This is a genomic window from Sphingomonas sp. SORGH_AS_0870, from assembly GCF_031453175.1.
Taxonomy (GTDB): domain Bacteria; phylum Pseudomonadota; class Alphaproteobacteria; order Sphingomonadales; family Sphingomonadaceae; genus Sphingomonas.
Window position 1 is genome coordinate 4,081,624 of record NZ_JAVIYW010000002.1, and the last position, 15,446, is coordinate 4,097,069.

The following is a 15,446-nucleotide window of genomic DNA, read 5'->3' on the forward strand; positions in this document are numbered from 1 at the left end:
GGCTGAACGGACTTTGGGGTAAGGGACGAACGGACAAATCTTGCGGGGAGCATGGACGGGCCAACATCTCGCCAGGGACAAATCCCCCCGCCCCGTTCAGCCTGAGCGAAGTCGAAGGCCACGGGAAAACGCGCGCGGCAAGCATCGACCATCCCGATGCTCCTCGCTCGCACGCAACGCAACGTCCCGACGACGCGTTATCTCACCATGCTCCCCGTCCGCCGCCAGATTGCCGACCAGATCCGCGACGTCGTCGGCAGTCGCGAACTCGACCTGACCCGGCCGCCGGGCGATGACGGGCTGTTCGGCCCCGGCTCGGCGACCTGGGCGGTGCATGGCGATTTCACTGCGATGATGGCGGGCGGCATCGCCTCGCTGCTGATCCAGATGCTCCATCCCGCCGCGCTGGCCGGGGTCTGGGACCATAGCGATTTCCGCCGCGACATGGCGGGGCGGCTGCGGCGGACCGCCGGGTTCATCTCGGTCACCACCTATGGCGCGACCGAGGCGGCCGAGCAGATGATCGCGCGGGTGCGCCACGTCCATGACCGGGTGAAGGGCACGCTGCCCGACGGCACCCCCTATGCCGCCAACGATCCGCACCTGCTGACCTTCGTGCACGCCGCCGAGGTCGACAGCTTCCTGCGCGCGCATCGCACCTATCGCGACCCCGATTTCTCCGATGAACAGGCCGACCGCTATCTGGCCGAGATGGCGCAGATCGCGCGCCGCCTGGGGGCCGTGGACGTACCCGAGGACCGGCACCAGCTGGCCCGGTTCCTCGCCTCGGTGCGCGGCGAGCTGCGCGTCGATGCGCGGACCAGGACGGTCGCGCGCACCCTGTTGAACCAGCCCGCCCCCAGCCCCGCGCTCGCGCCGGTCAGCAACTGGCTGACCCAGGCGGGGATCGCGCTGCTGCCCGACTGGGCGGCGCGGCTGCATGGCCTGGACGGCGCGGTCGCGATGCGTCCCGCCATCCGGGCGGGCACGCGGCGACTGGGCGGCGCGATCCGCTGGGCGCTGGCGGGCTAGGCTCAGCCCAGCCGCCGCAGCGCCGCCAGATAGGCGCGCATCCCCTCCAGCGCGCGGTCGGTCAGCACCATGAAGGCGCGGCGGCGATCGGCGGGATCGGGCTGGCGCGCGAACAGCCCTGCCTCGGTCATCTTGCCGATCCAGCGCAGCGCGGTGGTCGGCGCAACGGCCGCGGCGATGCACAGGCTGGACACCGATACGCGGTGCCCCTCCAGATGCGCGGCATAGAGATCGAGCAGCATGTCCCAGGCCGGCTCCTCGAACAGTCCCTCCCCGAACAGCCCGTCGCGCAGCCGCCGCGCGCGGATCATCCGGCGGACGATCTCGGCATCGCCCGGCTGGGCGCGCGCGGTGGCGGCGTGGAAACTCTGATGCCGGTCGCCGACCCCGCCGCGCCCCTCCTCCTCGCCCTGCACCGACAGCCGCGCCAGCACCTCGGCGATCCGGGCGACCTCGGCGTTGAGCTGGCGCAGCCGTTCGGATTCGCCCTCATGGACATGGCCGTGCAGCATCGACGCGCCGCCATTGGTCGCCCCCGCCACCGCCAGTGCGGCGACCAGCTCCAGCTCGCTCGCGTCGCACAGCATCACGACGCGCGGGCCGAGCAGCATCGCGGCCACCAGATCGATATCGGCGGTCGGCAGGCTGACCAGCACCGGCAGGTCGAGCGCGGTCGCCACCGCGTCGATCCGCGCCAGCGCTACCTCCATCGCCAGCGCCTCCGCGCCGTGCGTGTCGATCATCAGCAGCGGCCGCCCCGCCTGCCGCCCGATCTCCTCGGCGACTGCGGGCCAGTCGATCGCGCGCATCACCCGCCCGCCGGCCTGCCGTACCGCCTGCCCCGCCGCACCGCTCAGCGCGGGCACGCTGATGACGACGACCGGAAATCCGTCCCCATAAGGGTCTAGCTGTTCCACACCTGCTCCCCGCCGCCCGCCATGGCGGGCTTTCGATCACGGTCGCAGCATGACCGGCCCGGCGGAGCCGCCGCCCCGCCGTCGCCATCGTCGCTGCGACCGGGATGACGTCCGGGAGTCGACGTCAGTCCGAATCGGACGCTCAGCCGAGCGCCTTGACGATCTCTTCGACCATCTTCTTCGCGTCCGCCAGCAGCATCATGGTGTTGTCGCGATAAAATAGCTCGTTATCGACACCGGCATAGCCGACGCCGCCCATCGACCGCTTGATGAACAACACCGTCTTGGCCTTCTCCACATCGAGCACCGGCATGCCGTAGATGGGCGAGGACTTGTCGGTCTTGGCCGCCGGGTTGGTCACGTCGTTCGCGCCGATGACGAAGGCCACGTCGGTCTGCGCGAATTCGGCATTGATGTCCTCCAGCTCGAACACCTCGTCATAGGGCACGTTCGCCTCGGCCAGCAGGACGTTCATATGGCCCGGCATCCGCCCCGCGACCGGGTGGATGGCGTATTTGACGCGCACGCCCTCCTTCTTGAGCAGGTCGCCCATCTCGCGCAGGACATGCTGCGCCTGCGCCACCGCCATGCCGTAACCGGGGACGATGACGACCTGCTCGGCCTGGCTCATCAGGAAGGCCGCGTCCTCCGCGCTGCCGCGCTTCCACGGCCGGTCGGTCGCCGCCGAAGTCCCGCCCCCCGCATCGCTCGCGCCGAAGCCGCCCGCGATCACGCTGACGAAGCTGCGGTTCATCGCCCGGCACATGATATAGGACAGGATCGCGCCCGAACTGCCAACCAGCGCGCCGGTCACGATCATCGCCGTGTTGTGCAGGGTGAAACCCATCGCGGCGGCGGCCCAGCCCGAATAGCTGTTCAGCATCGACACCACGACCGGCATGTCCGCGCCGCCGATGGGCACGATCAGCAGGAAGCCGATGACGAAGGACAGGAGCGTGATCGTCCAGAATATCCACGGCGCCTGGTCGCGCGTGAACATCGTCACCAGGATGACGATCGCCCCCAGCAGCCCCGCGTTCAGCGCATGGCGGCCGGGCAGCAGGATCGGCTTGCCCCCCATATTGCCGTTGAGCTTCAGGAAGGCGATGACCGAGCCGGAAAAGGTGATCGCGCCGATCGCCACGCCCAGCGCCATCTCGACCCGGCTGACGACATGGATGCTGGCAAAGGGCTGTCCGATCATCGGGACGACCATATCGGCGATGTCGAAGGCGACCGGGTTCAGGAACGCGGCGCAGGCGACCGCGACGGCGGCGAGGCCGACGAGCGAGTGGAAGGCGGCGACCAGCTGCGGCATCGCGGTCATCGCGATGCGCCGCGCGGTGGTGATGCCGATCGCCGCACCCAGGCCGATGGCGGCAAGAATTTCGAGAACGGCAACCCAATCAATCTGAGAACCAAAGGGGCAAATTGCCTCTCCGATTTCACATGCCGTCGTCCAACCGGAGCCGATCGATGGCACATGCGTCACCAGCGTCGTGACGACGGCAATCGCCATGCCGATCATGCCGAAGCGATTGCCCCGCTGGCTGGTCGTCGGGCTCGACAGCCCGCGCAGCGCCAGGATGAAGCACACCCCCGCCACCAGATAGGCGAGCGAAACCCAGGGGTTCGCGGCAACGGCCTCGACCGCAGGGGCGAGCGGCGCGGGCGGCACGGGGGCGATCACGAGCGCTTCTCCTTCTTGCGATACATGGCGAGCATCCGCTGCGTCACCGCAAAGCCGCCGAAGATGTTGATGCTGGCCAATACGACCGCCCCCAGCCCCAGCCACTTGGCCACGCCCGAACCCGTCGCCCCAGAGGATGCGGCGGACGCGATCAGCGCCCCGACGATGATCACCGAGGAAATCGCGTTGGTCACCGCCATCAACGGCGTGTGCAGCGCGGGCGTCACCGACCAGACGACATAATAGCCGACGAAACACGCCAGCACGAAGATCGACAGGATCGATACGAAGTCCATCTTATTCCTCCCCGAGGTGGCGGTTGGCGGCGGTGGCGAGGATATGGCCGGTCACGCCCTCGATGTTTTTCCGGATATCGATCGCTGCGATACGAAGGGTAATCAGGCCGCGATGTGCGAACCAGCGATCCCTGACCTCGTCGCGTGCCGGTCGATCGCCACGTCCATGCGCTTCGCCATCCACCTCAACGACCAGTCTTGCCTCGTGACAGTAGAAATCGGCGACATAGGGGCCTGACGGATGCTGACGCCGGAATTTGAAGCCACCGGGACGGCGGCGGAGCACCTGCCACAACGTGATTTCGGGTGCCGACATCGCCCGCCGCAAACCCCGCGCCCGACCGTCGATCCCTTCGTCGCCCTGTAACACCCTAATTCCTCCCCTTTAAGGGGAGGTGGCGCGCGCAGCGCGTCGGAGGGGTGTCCCCCTCTCGATAACGCGACACCCCTCCGTCAGGGCTTCGCCCTGCCACCTCCCCTTGCAGGGGAGGAATCAGGGTCACGACTGCAACCTCGGGTTCACCACCTGTCCCCCTCGGGTCAGCCGGATCGCATCGCCGATCTCCGCGTCGAGCACCGGACGCCCGGCGTCCTTGTCCCAGAAGGCGGCCAGGAAATTGTGCAGGTTGCGCGCGAACAGCGCCGAGGCGTCGGCGGCCAGGCGGCCGGGCATGTTGCGGTGGCCGATGATCGTGACGCCGTGGCGCGTCACCACCTCGCCCGCCACCGCGCCCTCGACATTGCCGCCCGCCTCGACCGCCAGGTCGACGATGACGCTGCCCGGCCGCATCGTCGCGACCTGCGCATCCGTCACCAGGCGCGGCGCGGGGCGGCCGGGGATCAGCGCGGTGGTGATGACGATGTCCTGCCTGGCGATATGTCCCGCGACCAGTTGGGCCTGGGCGGCGCGATATTCCTCGCTGGTCTCGCCCGCATAGCCGCCGGTGCCTTCGCCCTCGATCCCCGCCACGCCCTCGACGAAGATCGGCTTGGCGCCCAGCGACTGGATCTGTTCCCGGGTGGCCGAGCGGACATCGGTGGCCGACACCTGCGCGCCCAGCCGCCGCGCGGTCGCGATCGCCTGGAGCCCCGCGACGCCCACCCCCATCACGAAGACGCGCGCCGCCGGGATCGTCCCCGCCGCCGTCATCATCATCGGCAAAGCGCGGCCATAGGCGTTCGCCGCCTCCAACACCGCCTTGTAGCCGGCCAGATTGGACTGGGACGACAATATGTCCATCGACTGGGCGCGGGTGATGCGCGGCATCAGGTCCATCGCCAGCGCCTCCAGCCCGGCGGCGGCATAGCCCGCGACCGTCTCGTGCCGCCGGAACGGATCGAAGGCCGCGACCACCCAGGCGCCCTGGCCCACACCGCGCAGCCCCTCGACCTCGGGCGCCTGGACCGCCAGGACGATCCCCGCCCCCGCCAGCACCTCGCCGCGTTCGGCGACGGTCGCGCCCGCCTGTTCGTAATCGCCATCGGCGATCCCAGCCGCCTGCCCCGCGCCGCGTTCGACCGCCAGCGTCGCGCCCAGCGCGGTCAGCTTGCGCACCGTCTCCGGCGTGGCGGCGACGCGGCTCTCGTCCCCGGCCGTCTCCCGCAGCACCGCGATATGCACGCCCATCACATCACGCGATCAGCCAGAGGACGATCGCCACCAGAATGGCGACGCCGATCGATCCCCATTTCAGCATTCCGATCATCCGATCATAGGTCGCGACATGCGCCTTCATGTCGCCGGTGCCGGTCTCGTTGGCCGCCATGATCCTCACCCTTGCTGTCGGCATGCGAAAGTGGGTCCTTCCGCATTCACCGGATCAGGAGCTTATTCACCGGCACAGGCGGATCAACCCCGAAATGGCCCACGGGTCGTAACGGCGCAAAATCGAACGCTTGGGTCGCAATATAAGACGTGCCTTTGCGTCGTGTTTCGGACATTGTCCCGAATTAACGCAGATTTTAACAAAGTTGCGCCATTCAGGGGGCAACGGGGACTACGGGACGGTTTATGACGCGCAACGGCCAACGTTTGCTGCTGCTGATCGACGACGAACCTGCGCAACGGCGACTGATTGCCGCTTTGGCGCAGCGCGGCGGCTGGCGCACGCTGTTCGCGACCGATGCCGATATGGCGGCCTCCGTCCTGGGTTCGGTGCAGGGGCGCGAGCTGGACGCCGTGCTGATCGATCACTGGGCACCCGGCGCGGATGCCACCGCCCTGATCGCCGATTGCCATGCGCTTCGCCCCGAACTGCCCATCCTGATGCTGACCGCCAATGACTCGGTGGCGCAGGCGGTGGCGGCGATGCGCGCGGGCGCGACCGACTTTCTGGTCAAGCCGCTGGCCCCCGAGCGCCTGCTCGGCGCGCTGGAGGCGGCGGTCGCCGCGCAGACCAGCGGCGAGCTTCGCCCGCTGACCGAGAAGATCCCCGCGCTGCTCGCCTTTGACGATATCGTCGGCGACGCGCCGGAGTTCCGCGCCGCGCTGGCCGTCGCCGCCAAGGCCGCGCGCGCCCGCGTGTCGGTGCTGCTGGAGGGCGAAGGCGGCGTCGGCAAGGAATCGCTGGCCGAGGCGATCCATGCCGCCTCCCCCCGCGCCGATCGGCCGATGCTGCGCGTCAACTGCGCCGCCACCCCCGCCAACCAGCTCGACAGCATCATCTTCGGCCATGAGGAAGGCGCCTTTGCCGGCGCGTTCGAGCGGCGGATCGGCAAGATGGTCGAGGCGGACGGATCGACCCTGTTCCTCGACGAGATTTCGGGCATGCCGCTCGACACGCAGGCGCGGCTGCTCGACATGCTCCACACCGGGGCGATCGTGCCGCTGGGCGCCCGCCACGCGCGCGAGGTCGATGTCCGCGTCATCGCCGCCTCCGACGGACGCCTGCTGGAAGCGGTCGAGGCGGGGCGGTTCCGCGAGGACCTTTATTACAAGCTCAACACCGTCCATGTCGCGATCCCGCCGCTGCGCGACCGCGCGGACGACGTGCCCGCGCTGGCAAGGCACCTGCTCGACCGGATCGCGCAACAGCCGGGGCTGCGCTGGCTGGGCATCACCGAGGACGCGCTCGACCTGCTGCGCCGCTATGACTGGCCGGGCAATGTCCGCCAGTTGCAGAACGCGCTCTTCCGCGCCGCCGTGCTGTGCGAGGGCGATGTGCTCAATGCCTCGGATTTCCCGCAGATCGCCTCGCTCGGCGACCGGCCCTCGGCGACGACCGGCGCGGCGAACGGGATGCACAATGGCGGGATCAACCTGTTCCGCCCCGACGGCAATCTGCGCCCGCTGGAGGATATCGAGGCCGATGTCATCCGCTTGGCGATCGGCCATTATCGCGGCCGCATGACCGAGGTCGCGCGGCGTCTGGGGATCGGGCGCTCGACGCTCTATCGCAAGCTGGGCGAGCTGGGCATCGACAACGCCGCCTGACCCCTCCCCCGGCGCGGCCGGAGGAGGACGGCAGGAATCTTACCAGAGCACGCCGTCGACCGGCTTCATCGGTTCGGGTGCGGGGTCGCCGATCGCCTGGAGCAGATCGATCTCGATCGTCCGGCACATCGCGCTCAGCGGCAGGTCGTGGACCGTGTCGGAAAAGGGATCGACCAGATCGTCGCCGATCTGCAACGCGGCCAGGAACATCAGTCCCGCGATCGACGAGCCGACCGGCGTGGCGAAGCCCAGCGTCTCGACCAGCCCGATCGGCAGCAGCACGCAGAACAGCCGGGTGAAGAAGGCCGGGATGAAGCGATACTGGTTGGGAAGCGGGGTGTTCTTCAGCCGCTCCATGCCGCCCTGCGAATTGGCGATGTCGACCAGCACCGATTCCATCTGGGTCTGCTGGATGGTGTCGATCCAGCCCTTGCGGCGGGCATCGTCGATCCGGCGGCCGGTGCCGTCGAGCAGCCCGTTGGCGGTGTTGGTCCGCGCCAGCGCGGGCTCCGCCTCGCCGCGCGACAGGAAGCGCAGCACCTCGGTATCGACCGGCTGCTTGCGCAACTGGCAGCGCAGGGCGTTCACATAGGCGATCTGGCGCAGCACGATCGACCGCTTCATGTCGTGCGCCTCGGGATCGGGCAGGAAGTTGCGCGCGCTGCGTGCGATGTTGCGCGAGGCATTGATCATCAGGCCCCAGAGCTGCCGCCCCTCCCACCAGCGCTGATAGGCCGAGTTGGTGCGAAACCCCAGGAACAGCGCGAGCGCGGTGCCGAACAAGGTCAGCGGCAGCGACGGCGCCTTGAACGGCAGGACATAATAGGCGACCGTGACGATCACGTCCCAGATGAACAGCGCCAGCAGGGGACGCCATACCTCGGAAATGATGATGCGGGTGCGTGGTACGGCATCAACGATCAAATCAGGTCTCCCTTGTCATCCACGATGCGCTGCAACGCGATAATGCGCCGAATGGATGCGCGTCCGAAATAAGCGAGCGCCGCCGCGGGGAAAGGGGCGCGGCCCGCCGGAAACCAAACGTCACGAACCGGCCACAGAGTCGCCGCCGTCCGGAAGGCCGTCGAAACGACGCCAAGCCGTTCTTCCGCCTTTATTTATCCCCCGGCGCCGAGCGCGGTGGGGCGGCGTGCGACGCGCCGACGCTTGCCCGCCGCACGCCCGGCGGGCATGACGAAAAAATATGAGCGTCACGCCCCCGCCCCGCATCCTGATCGTCGCCGGTTCCGATTCAGGCGGGGGCGCCGGGATACAGGCGGATATCAAGACGGTGGCGATGCTGGGCGGCCATCCGATGACCGCGATCACCGCGATCACCGCGCAGAATACGCTGGGCGTGCAGGCGGTGCACCCGGTGCCGACCGCGATGGTGATGGCGCAGATCGACAGCGTGCTGGCCGATATCGGCGCGGACGCGGTCAAGATCGGGATGATCGGATCGGCCGAAACCGCACATGCGCTGGCCGACCGGCTGGAGACGCTGGACCTTCCGGTCGTGTTCGATCCCGTGATGATCGCGACCAGCGGGTCGGTGCTGGCCGATGCCGATGTCATCGCCGCCTTTCGCCGCTTCCTGGGGCTGGCCGCGCTGACCACCCCCAACCTGCCCGAACTCGCCGCGCTGGGGGGAGAGGCGATGGTCCGGCACCAGACGCGCGCGCTGCTGGTCAAGGGCGGCCATGGCGAGGGCCCGGTGATCGAGGACCGGCTGGTCGCCCCCGGCGGCGAGCAACGCTGGCAACATCCCCGGCTCGACACGCGCTCGACCCATGGCACCGGCTGTACCCTGGCCAGCGCAATCGCGACCGGGCTGGGCCAGGGCATGGCGCTGGCGGATTCGGTCGACCGCGCCATCGCCTTCGTCCAGGCCGCGCTCGCCGCCGCGCCGGGGCTGGGCCAGGGGCATGGCCCGATGGGGCATGGGCTGGGCATGGTCCCCTTCTATCACCTGCTCGCCGCGATCAGCCGCGAAGGCTGGGACGCCGCCGCCTTTGCGGCGCGCTGGGGGTAGACCCTTTCCTCCGCTGCAAGGGGAGGAATGGGCATCTTCCTATCCCGCTCGCACCACGATAAAGCCCCCGCCATGGTCGATCACAGCTTTCCCATGCCCCTGTGCGGCGTGGACGAGGCGGGGCGCGGGCCGCTGGCGGGGCCGGTGGTCGCGGCCGCCGTCATCCTTCCCGAGCGGAACTGCCCCGGCGGCATCAACGATTCCAAGAAGCTGACCGAAAAGACCCGCGCGCGCCTCTGTGCCGAGATCCGCGCCTGCGCGGTGGTCGGCGTGGGGATCGTCCATCCCGAGGAGATCGACCGGCTCAACATCTATTGGGCGACGATGAAGGCGATGACGCTGGCGGTCGACGCGGTGGTCGAGACGCTGGGCGGCCACCCCGCGCATGTGCTGGTCGACGGCAACCGCCTGCCCAAATGGGGCTATGCCGCCACCGCGATCGTCGGGGGCGATGCCAAGTCGCTGGCGATCGGCGCGGCCTCGATCGTGGCCAAGCATGTCCGCGACGAGATGATGATCGCGGCGGCCGAGCAATGGCCCGCTTATGGCTGGCACAGCAACAAGGGGTATGGCTCGGCGACGCATCTGGCGGCGCTGCGCGAACATGGCCCCTCGCCGCTCCACCGCCGCAGCTTCGCGCCCGTGGCGCAATGTTATCTGGACCTTTGATCCCGCGATCGGACAGGGCGAGGATTTTACGGACGACCCGAGTCGCAATCGCCACACCCCGTCCCTTGGGGGCGAAGTTATCCACACCCCCAATATCTGCCACGAAATCGCAACACGTCGCCGAATCTGGCGGAATCACGCGAGTCGCGCCTGCGAATCGCCTCTTGACGTGTGACTCATTCCGGGTGGATGCGAGGGTTCGAGGGTAGAAGGAACATAGCATGGGGGTGATCCAGACGGTGGCAAAGCCGATCGGGACGCGGCCGGTATCGGCGCACCGCGAAAGCGACCTGCCGCTCGACCAGATCCTGATGGGCGACTGTATCGCGGCACTCCGCTCGCTGCCCGACAAGTCGGTCGACATGGTGTTCGCCGACCCCCCCTATAACCTCCAGCTCGGCGGCGAGCTGTTCCGCCCCGATGGCAGCCATGTCGACGCCGTCACCGACGCCTGGGACAAGTTCGACACCTTCGCCGCCTATGACGCCTTCACCCGCGCCTGGCTGGCGGAATGCTACCGCGTCCTCAAGGACAATGGCTCGCTCTGGGTCATCGGCAGCTATCACAACATCTTCCGCGTGGGGACCGCGGTGCAGGATCTGGGCTTCTGGATCCTCAACGACATCATCTGGCGCAAGTCCAACCCCATGCCCAATTTCAAGGGCACCCGCTTCACCAACGCGCACGAAACGCTGATCTGGGCGTCGAAGGGCGAGAAGGCCAAATACACCTTCAACTATCGCTCGATGAAGACGCTGAACGACGAGATCCAGATGCGGTCGGACTGGGAATTCCCGATCTGCGGCGGTCAGGAGCGGTTGAAGAAGGACGGGCACAAGGTCCACCCGACCCAGAAGCCCGAGGCTTTGCTCTATCGCATCCTGCTGGCCTGCACCCGGCCCGGCGACGTCATCGCGGACCCCTTTTTCGGCACCGGCACGACCGGCGCGGTGGCCAAGCGGCTGGGCCGCCGCTGGATCGGGATCGAGCGCGAGCCGACCTATTGCGCCGCCGCGATCGAGCGGATCGAAGCCGCACTGCCGCTCGACGAAAGCGCATTGGCCACGATGCAGAGCCCCAAGGCCCAGCCCAAGGTGGCGTTCGGCACGCTGGTCGAAAATGGCTATCTGATGCCCGGCATGCCGTTGATGGATGCCAAGCGCAAATGGCGCGCGACGGTCCGCGCGGACGGCTCGCTGCTGTCCGATTGCGGGCAGGCCGGGTCGATCCACCGGCTGGGCTCGCTGCTTCAGAACCGGCCGACCTGCAATGGCTGGACCTTCTGGCATTACGAACTGGAAGGCGCGCTGAAGCCGATCGACGCGATGCGCCAGACCTGGCTGCTGGCGACGCAACCGTAAAACGATCCTCCCCGGCACGGGGAGGGGGACCACCGCAAAGCGGTGGTGGAGGGGGATCGCCGCACGGGACGACCTATGTGGCGGCCCCCTCCGTCAGGGCTTCGCCCTGCCACCTCCCCGTGCCGGGGAGGATTTTAGGACAAGATCATGCACCTGCGCCCCATCCAGTTCGTCGATACCCCTGTGGGCCTGGAAGACGGCAGCGCCCTGCGTCTGGCGGGCGGGATGCAGTGGTTCTCGGCCTATGAGGTCCGCGAAGGAACCAGCCGTCGCATCGTCCCCGTTGCGCGCTTCGCGCAGGAACTGGGCGGCTCGCCCCGTGCCGAGGCGCAGCACGCCGCCTTCACCGCTCCCCGTGCGCCCTGGGTGATGGGATCGCGCACGCTGCGTTTCGACCAGCCTCAGGTCGCCGCCATCCTGAACGTCACCCCCGACAGCTTTTCCGACGGCGGCAAGCATGTCGGCGACCCCGGCGCGGCGGCGGACAGCGGCATGGCGATGGCGGCGATGGGTGCGAGCGTGATCGACATGGGCGGCGAGTCCACCCGCCCCGGCGCGGCCATCGTGTGGGAAGGTGACGAGATCGCCCGCACCGCCCCCGTCATCGAGCGGCTGGCGCGCGGCGGCGCATTGGTGTCGATCGACACGCGCAAGGCCGCCGTCATGGAGGCGGCGCTCGCGGCGGGTGCGGGCATCGTCAACGATGTCGCCGCACTCCTGTGGGACGACCGCGCGCTGGAGGTGGTGGCGAAGGCGGGCTGCCCCGTGATCCTGATGCACTCCCCCGATCCCGACAAGGGCGGGCATGGCCGGGTCGGTTATGGCGATGTGCTGACGGACGTGTTCGACTGGCTGGAGGCGCGGGTCGCGGCGGTGGTGGCCGCCGGGGTCGATCGGTCGCGGATCATGGTCGATCCGGGCATCGGCTTCGGCAAGTCGCTGGCCGACAATCTCGCGCTGATCAACGGGCTGGCCCTTTTCCACGGCCTGGGCTGTCCCATCATGCTGGGCGCCAGCCGCAAGCGGATGATCGGTGCGCTGTCGAACGAAGCCCCGGTGGATGCCCGGCTCGGCGGCTCGCTGGCGCTGGCGCTGAAGGGGGCGGAGGCGGGCGTGCAGTTGATCCGCGTGCACGACGTGGCCGAGACGGTGCAGGCGCTGCACGTCTGGCGCGGCCTGCGCGACCGCGCCCTGATGGGATAGCACGGGGGACAAGCCCCTCGCTTTTCGCGCCCCGAACGCCCACATAGGGGCCATGCAGCGTCCCCAGCCCCAGATTATCCGTGTCATCGACCTGGAGACGACCGGACAGGCCCCGCCCACCCACGGCGTATGCGAGATCGGGTGGCAGGACGTGGCGCTGGGCAAGGACGGCCGTTGGGAGCTGGAGGGCGAAGGCGGCAATATCCTGGTCAATCCCGGCCGCCCGATTCCGCCGATCACCCAGGCGATCCACCATATCCTGGACGAGCAGGTCGCCGACGCCCCCTGGTGGCACGATGTCGCGCGGCGCGTGCTCGACCCCTGGCCGCGTCGCCTGGCGCTGGCGGCGCACCGCGCCGATTTCGAGCAGCAATATTGCACCCCCGCCATGACCCAGTCCGCCGACTGGATCTGCACCTGGAAATGCGCGCTGCGCCTGTGGCCCGACAGCCCCAGCTTCTCCAACCAGGTCCTGCGTTACTGGCGCAAGCCCGCCGGGCTGGTGCATGAGCGCGGCCTGCCCATCCACCGCGCCTTTCCCGACGCCTATGTCACCGCGCACCATCTGCGCGACCAGCTGAACGAGGCGGGCCTGGCGCAGCTGCTGGAATGGTCGCGCAGCCCCGGCCTGTTGCCGCGCGTCCGCTATGGCCCGGATCGCGGCAAGGACTGGCGCGAGATCGACGAGGATTCGCTGATCGGGTTCCTGACCGACCGCGATCCCGACGTCCGCTTCACCGCCGAAACCGAGATGGCGCGGCGGCAGGGCGGCGGTCATGTCGGCCGCCCCAGCCCCCAGCAAATGCTGCTGTAACGGCAGCGCAACTTCTCTGGTATCCACGACATTCCTCCGATAAGGCGTCGCGTCATGCAGGAGGGATCTCCCAAGCCGAGCGCCGATAATCCGATCGGCCGCATCCTGATCGCCGCGATGGTGACGGGGTTCATCGCGCTGATCATGGCCGCGATCGCGGCGGGCTATGCCATTCGCCAGACCAATCGGCACGGCGACTGGGTGGTCCACACCTATCAGGTCGAAAGCGTCCTGACCGAAGTGCGGCGCCTGGCCGAACAGAAGGAAACCGCGCGGCGCGGCTATATGCTGGCCGGAACGCCGGCCTTCCTGGCCAGCTTCGACCAGGCGCATGACCAGCTGATTCCGCGCCTGGCCGACCTCAAGCGCCTGACCGCCGACAATCCCGCCCAGGCGATCCCGATGCGCGCGGTGGAGCGCCGCCTGGCCGAGCTGGACGCCGCCCAGCGTGCGACCAACACGCTGGTCCAGGACGGGCTGGGGGCCGAGGCGTTGCGCCATTTCCGCGCCGACAGCGGGTTGCAGCGGATGCAGAAGCTGCGCGTGATGTTCAACCGGATGGGCCATGAAGAGCGGCGCCTGCTCCGCCTGCGCGACGGCGAACAGACCGCCAGCCGCCGCCTGTTTTCCGCCGTGGTCGGTGTCGCGGGGCTATTGCTGGTGCTGGTCGCGGTCGTCTCGTTCCTGACCGTGCGCCGCTATACCCGCGACCTGACCCGGTCGCGCGCCGAACTGGCCGACCTCAACGCCACGCTGGAGGAACAGGTCAAGGAACGCACCGCCGACCTGGCGCTGGCGAACGAGGAGATCCAGCGCTTCGCCTATATCGTCAGCCACGACCTGCGCTCGCCGCTGGTCAACGTGATGGGCTTCACCGCCGAGCTGTCCGCCGCGACCCAGCCGCTGGCCGCGCTGATCGACCGCGCCGAGGCGGAGGCGCCGCAGATCGTGACCGAGGAAGCCCGTCTCGCCGCGCGCGAGGACTTGCCCGAGGCGATCGGCTTCATCCGCACCTCGACCGCCAAGATGGACCGGCTGATCAACGCCATCCTGAAGCTCAGCCGCGAAGGACGCCGGGTGCTCGCGCCCGAGATGATCGCGCTCGACCAGCTGGCCGAACAGATCACCGACTCGATCCGCCATGTGATCGACGATCGCGGCGTCACCGTCACCATCGCGCGGCCGATGCCGGTGGTGGTCAGCGACCGGATCGCGCTGGAGCAGATCCTGTCCAACCTGATCGAGAATGCGACCAAATACCGCCACCCGACCCGCCCCGCCGAGGTGCATGTCTCCGCCGAGGAGACGCGCGGCCGGGTGATCGTCGCGGTGCGCGACAATGGGCGCGGCATCGACCCGCGCGATCACCAGCGCATCTTCGACCTGTTCCGCCGCTCGGGCCAGCAGGACCAGCCGGGCGAGGGCATCGGCCTGGCCCATGTCCGCGCGCTCGCCTATCGCCTGGGCGGTACGATTTCCGTCGAATCTCAACTGGGTGAAGGCGCGACCTTCTTCCTGTCGCTACCAGCCACCCTTTCCATCGAAAGCGCCTGAATGAACGACCATCGCTCCGTCGGCATCGTCATGATCGAGGACGACGAAGGCCATGCCCGCCTGATCGAGAAGAATATCCGCCGCGCGGGCATTCTGAACGACATCCGCCATTATACCGACGGCACCAGCGCGCTCGACTATCTGTTCAACGCGCCCGACGGCCCGGCGAAGAACGGCCCGGCACTGGTCCTGCTCGACCTGAACCTGCCCGACATGAGCGGCACCGACATCCTGGCCAAGATCAAGGCGGAAAACAGCCCGCTCAAGCGCACCCCGGTCGTCGTGCTGACCACCACCGACGACAAGGTCGAGATCCAGCGCTGCTACGACCTGGGCTGCAACGTCTATATCACCAAGCCGGTGAATTATGAGAATTTCGCCCAGGCGATCCGCCAGCTGGGCCTGTTCCTGTCGGTGATCCAGGTGCCCGAGGTCGAGGGCTGAT

At 68.4% G+C, this 15,446-nt stretch carries 16 protein-coding genes; 9 read left to right on the top strand and 7 right to left on the bottom strand.

The window, feature by feature from the left end; translation table 11 throughout:
- The first annotated feature begins 207 nt into the window (after nucleotides 1-207).
- Nucleotides 208-1,032: an oxygenase MpaB family protein gene (locus QE363_RS18875; RefSeq protein ID WP_405053227.1), complete on the top strand. Its 825-nt coding sequence runs from the start codon at nucleotides 208-210 to the stop codon at nucleotides 1,030-1,032.
- A 2-nt stretch (nucleotides 1,033-1,034) separates the two neighbouring features.
- Here QE363_RS18875 and QE363_RS18880 read toward each other — a convergent pair whose 3' ends face one another.
- The 6 genes from QE363_RS18880 to QE363_RS18905 form a co-directional block, all read right to left on the bottom strand.
- Nucleotides 1,035-1,949, bottom strand: a complete 915-nt coding sequence (locus QE363_RS18880) for a winged helix DNA-binding protein (RefSeq protein ID WP_309697770.1) — start codon at nucleotides 1,947-1,949, stop codon at nucleotides 1,035-1,037.
- A gap of 142 nt (nucleotides 1,950-2,091) precedes the next feature.
- Nucleotides 2,092-3,627, bottom strand: a complete 1,536-nt coding sequence (locus QE363_RS18885) for an NAD(P)(+) transhydrogenase (Re/Si-specific) subunit beta (RefSeq protein ID WP_309698246.1) — start codon at nucleotides 3,625-3,627, stop codon at nucleotides 2,092-2,094.
- Between the two features lie 8 nt (nucleotides 3,628-3,635).
- The gene (locus tag QE363_RS18890) at nucleotides 3,636-3,935 is read right to left on the bottom strand and encodes a proton-translocating transhydrogenase family protein (protein ID WP_307101104.1); all 300 of its coding nucleotides are present in this window, start codon (nucleotides 3,933-3,935) and stop codon (nucleotides 3,636-3,638) included.
- 1 nt (nucleotide 3,936) lies between these two features.
- Nucleotides 3,937-4,305 (bottom strand): DUF559 domain-containing protein, encoded by a 369-nt coding sequence (locus tag QE363_RS18895; protein WP_309697774.1) that lies wholly within the window; start codon nucleotides 4,303-4,305, stop codon nucleotides 3,937-3,939.
- A gap of 129 nt (nucleotides 4,306-4,434) precedes the next feature.
- A complete protein-coding gene (locus tag QE363_RS18900) occupies nucleotides 4,435-5,556 on the bottom strand; it encodes an NAD(P) transhydrogenase subunit alpha (RefSeq protein ID WP_309698247.1) in 1,122 nt (373 codons plus the stop codon).
- 10 nt (nucleotides 5,557-5,566) lie between these two features.
- On the bottom strand, nucleotides 5,567-5,701 hold the full coding sequence (locus QE363_RS18905; protein WP_307101107.1) for an aa3-type cytochrome c oxidase subunit IV: 135 nt from the start codon (nucleotides 5,699-5,701) through the stop codon (nucleotides 5,567-5,569).
- Between the two features lie 245 nt (nucleotides 5,702-5,946).
- Here QE363_RS18905 and QE363_RS18910 point away from each other — a divergent pair, with 245 nt between their 5' ends.
- The gene (locus tag QE363_RS18910; RefSeq protein ID WP_309697777.1) at nucleotides 5,947-7,368 is read left to right on the top strand and encodes a sigma-54 dependent transcriptional regulator; all 1,422 of its coding nucleotides are present in this window, start codon (nucleotides 5,947-5,949) and stop codon (nucleotides 7,366-7,368) included.
- Nucleotides 7,369-7,407: 39 nt separating this feature from the next.
- Here the strand turns inward: QE363_RS18910 and QE363_RS18915 are convergent, their stop codons facing one another.
- On the bottom strand, nucleotides 7,408-8,292 hold the full coding sequence (locus tag QE363_RS18915) for a bestrophin family protein (RefSeq protein WP_307101110.1): 885 nt from the start codon (nucleotides 8,290-8,292) through the stop codon (nucleotides 7,408-7,410).
- Between the two features lie 280 nt (nucleotides 8,293-8,572).
- Here QE363_RS18915 and thiD point away from each other — a divergent pair, with 280 nt between their 5' ends.
- The 7 genes from thiD (at nucleotide 8,573) to QE363_RS18950 (ending at nucleotide 15,445) form a co-directional block, all read left to right on the top strand.
- Nucleotides 8,573-9,400, top strand: coding sequence for a bifunctional hydroxymethylpyrimidine kinase/phosphomethylpyrimidine kinase (gene thiD / locus QE363_RS18920; protein WP_309697781.1), 828 nt, complete (start codon nucleotides 8,573-8,575; stop codon nucleotides 9,398-9,400).
- Between the two features lie 72 nt (nucleotides 9,401-9,472).
- Nucleotides 9,473-10,069, top strand: a complete 597-nt coding sequence (locus QE363_RS18925) for a ribonuclease HII (protein ID WP_309697783.1) — start codon at nucleotides 9,473-9,475, stop codon at nucleotides 10,067-10,069.
- Nucleotides 10,070-10,290: 221 nt separating this feature from the next.
- On the top strand, nucleotides 10,291-11,430 hold the full coding sequence (locus QE363_RS18930; protein WP_307101120.1) for a site-specific DNA-methyltransferase: 1,140 nt from the start codon (nucleotides 10,291-10,293) through the stop codon (nucleotides 11,428-11,430).
- A gap of 147 nt (nucleotides 11,431-11,577) precedes the next feature.
- Nucleotides 11,578-12,633 carry a dihydropteroate synthase gene (gene folP, locus QE363_RS18935; protein ID WP_309697786.1) on the top strand — a complete coding sequence of 352 codons (1,056 nt, stop codon included), beginning with the start codon at nucleotides 11,578-11,580 and terminating at the stop codon, nucleotides 12,631-12,633.
- 52 nt (nucleotides 12,634-12,685) lie between these two features.
- Nucleotides 12,686-13,447, top strand: a complete 762-nt coding sequence (locus tag QE363_RS18940) for an exonuclease domain-containing protein (RefSeq protein ID WP_307101124.1) — start codon at nucleotides 12,686-12,688, stop codon at nucleotides 13,445-13,447.
- Nucleotides 13,448-13,501: 54 nt separating this feature from the next.
- Nucleotides 13,502-15,001 carry an ATP-binding protein gene (locus QE363_RS18945; protein ID WP_309697789.1) on the top strand — a complete coding sequence of 500 codons (1,500 nt, stop codon included), beginning with the start codon at nucleotides 13,502-13,504 and terminating at the stop codon, nucleotides 14,999-15,001.
- Complete coding sequence (locus QE363_RS18950; protein ID WP_307101128.1) at nucleotides 15,002-15,445, top strand: response regulator; 444 nt, start codon at nucleotides 15,002-15,004, stop codon at nucleotides 15,443-15,445.
- Nucleotide 15,446 lies beyond the last annotated feature (1 nt).

Excerpts from the sequence above, each read along its gene's own strand:
- QE363_RS18875 (WP_405053227.1), top strand. The coding sequence starts at position 208 with ATGCTCCCCGTCCGCCGCCAGATTGCCGACCAGATCCGCGACGTCGTC.
- QE363_RS18890 (WP_307101104.1), bottom strand. The coding sequence starts at position 3,935 with ATGGACTTCGTATCGATCCTGTCGATCTTCGTGCTGGCGTGTTTCGTC.
- QE363_RS18905 (WP_307101107.1), bottom strand. The coding sequence starts at position 5,701 with ATGGCGGCCAACGAGACCGGCACCGGCGACATGAAGGCGCATGTCGCG.
- QE363_RS18910 (WP_309697777.1), top strand. The coding sequence starts at position 5,947 with ATGACGCGCAACGGCCAACGTTTGCTGCTGCTGATCGACGACGAACCT.
- thiD (WP_309697781.1), top strand. The coding sequence starts at position 8,573 with ATGAGCGTCACGCCCCCGCCCCGCATCCTGATCGTCGCCGGTTCCGAT.
- QE363_RS18925 (WP_309697783.1), top strand. The coding sequence starts at position 9,473 with ATGGTCGATCACAGCTTTCCCATGCCCCTGTGCGGCGTGGACGAGGCG.
- QE363_RS18930 (WP_307101120.1), top strand. The coding sequence starts at position 10,291 with ATGGGGGTGATCCAGACGGTGGCAAAGCCGATCGGGACGCGGCCGGTA.
- folP (WP_309697786.1), top strand. The coding sequence starts at position 11,578 with ATGCACCTGCGCCCCATCCAGTTCGTCGATACCCCTGTGGGCCTGGAA.
- QE363_RS18940 (WP_307101124.1), top strand. The coding sequence starts at position 12,686 with ATGCAGCGTCCCCAGCCCCAGATTATCCGTGTCATCGACCTGGAGACG.
- QE363_RS18945 (WP_309697789.1), top strand. The coding sequence starts at position 13,502 with ATGCAGGAGGGATCTCCCAAGCCGAGCGCCGATAATCCGATCGGCCGC.
- QE363_RS18950 (WP_307101128.1), top strand. The coding sequence starts at position 15,002 with ATGAACGACCATCGCTCCGTCGGCATCGTCATGATCGAGGACGACGAA.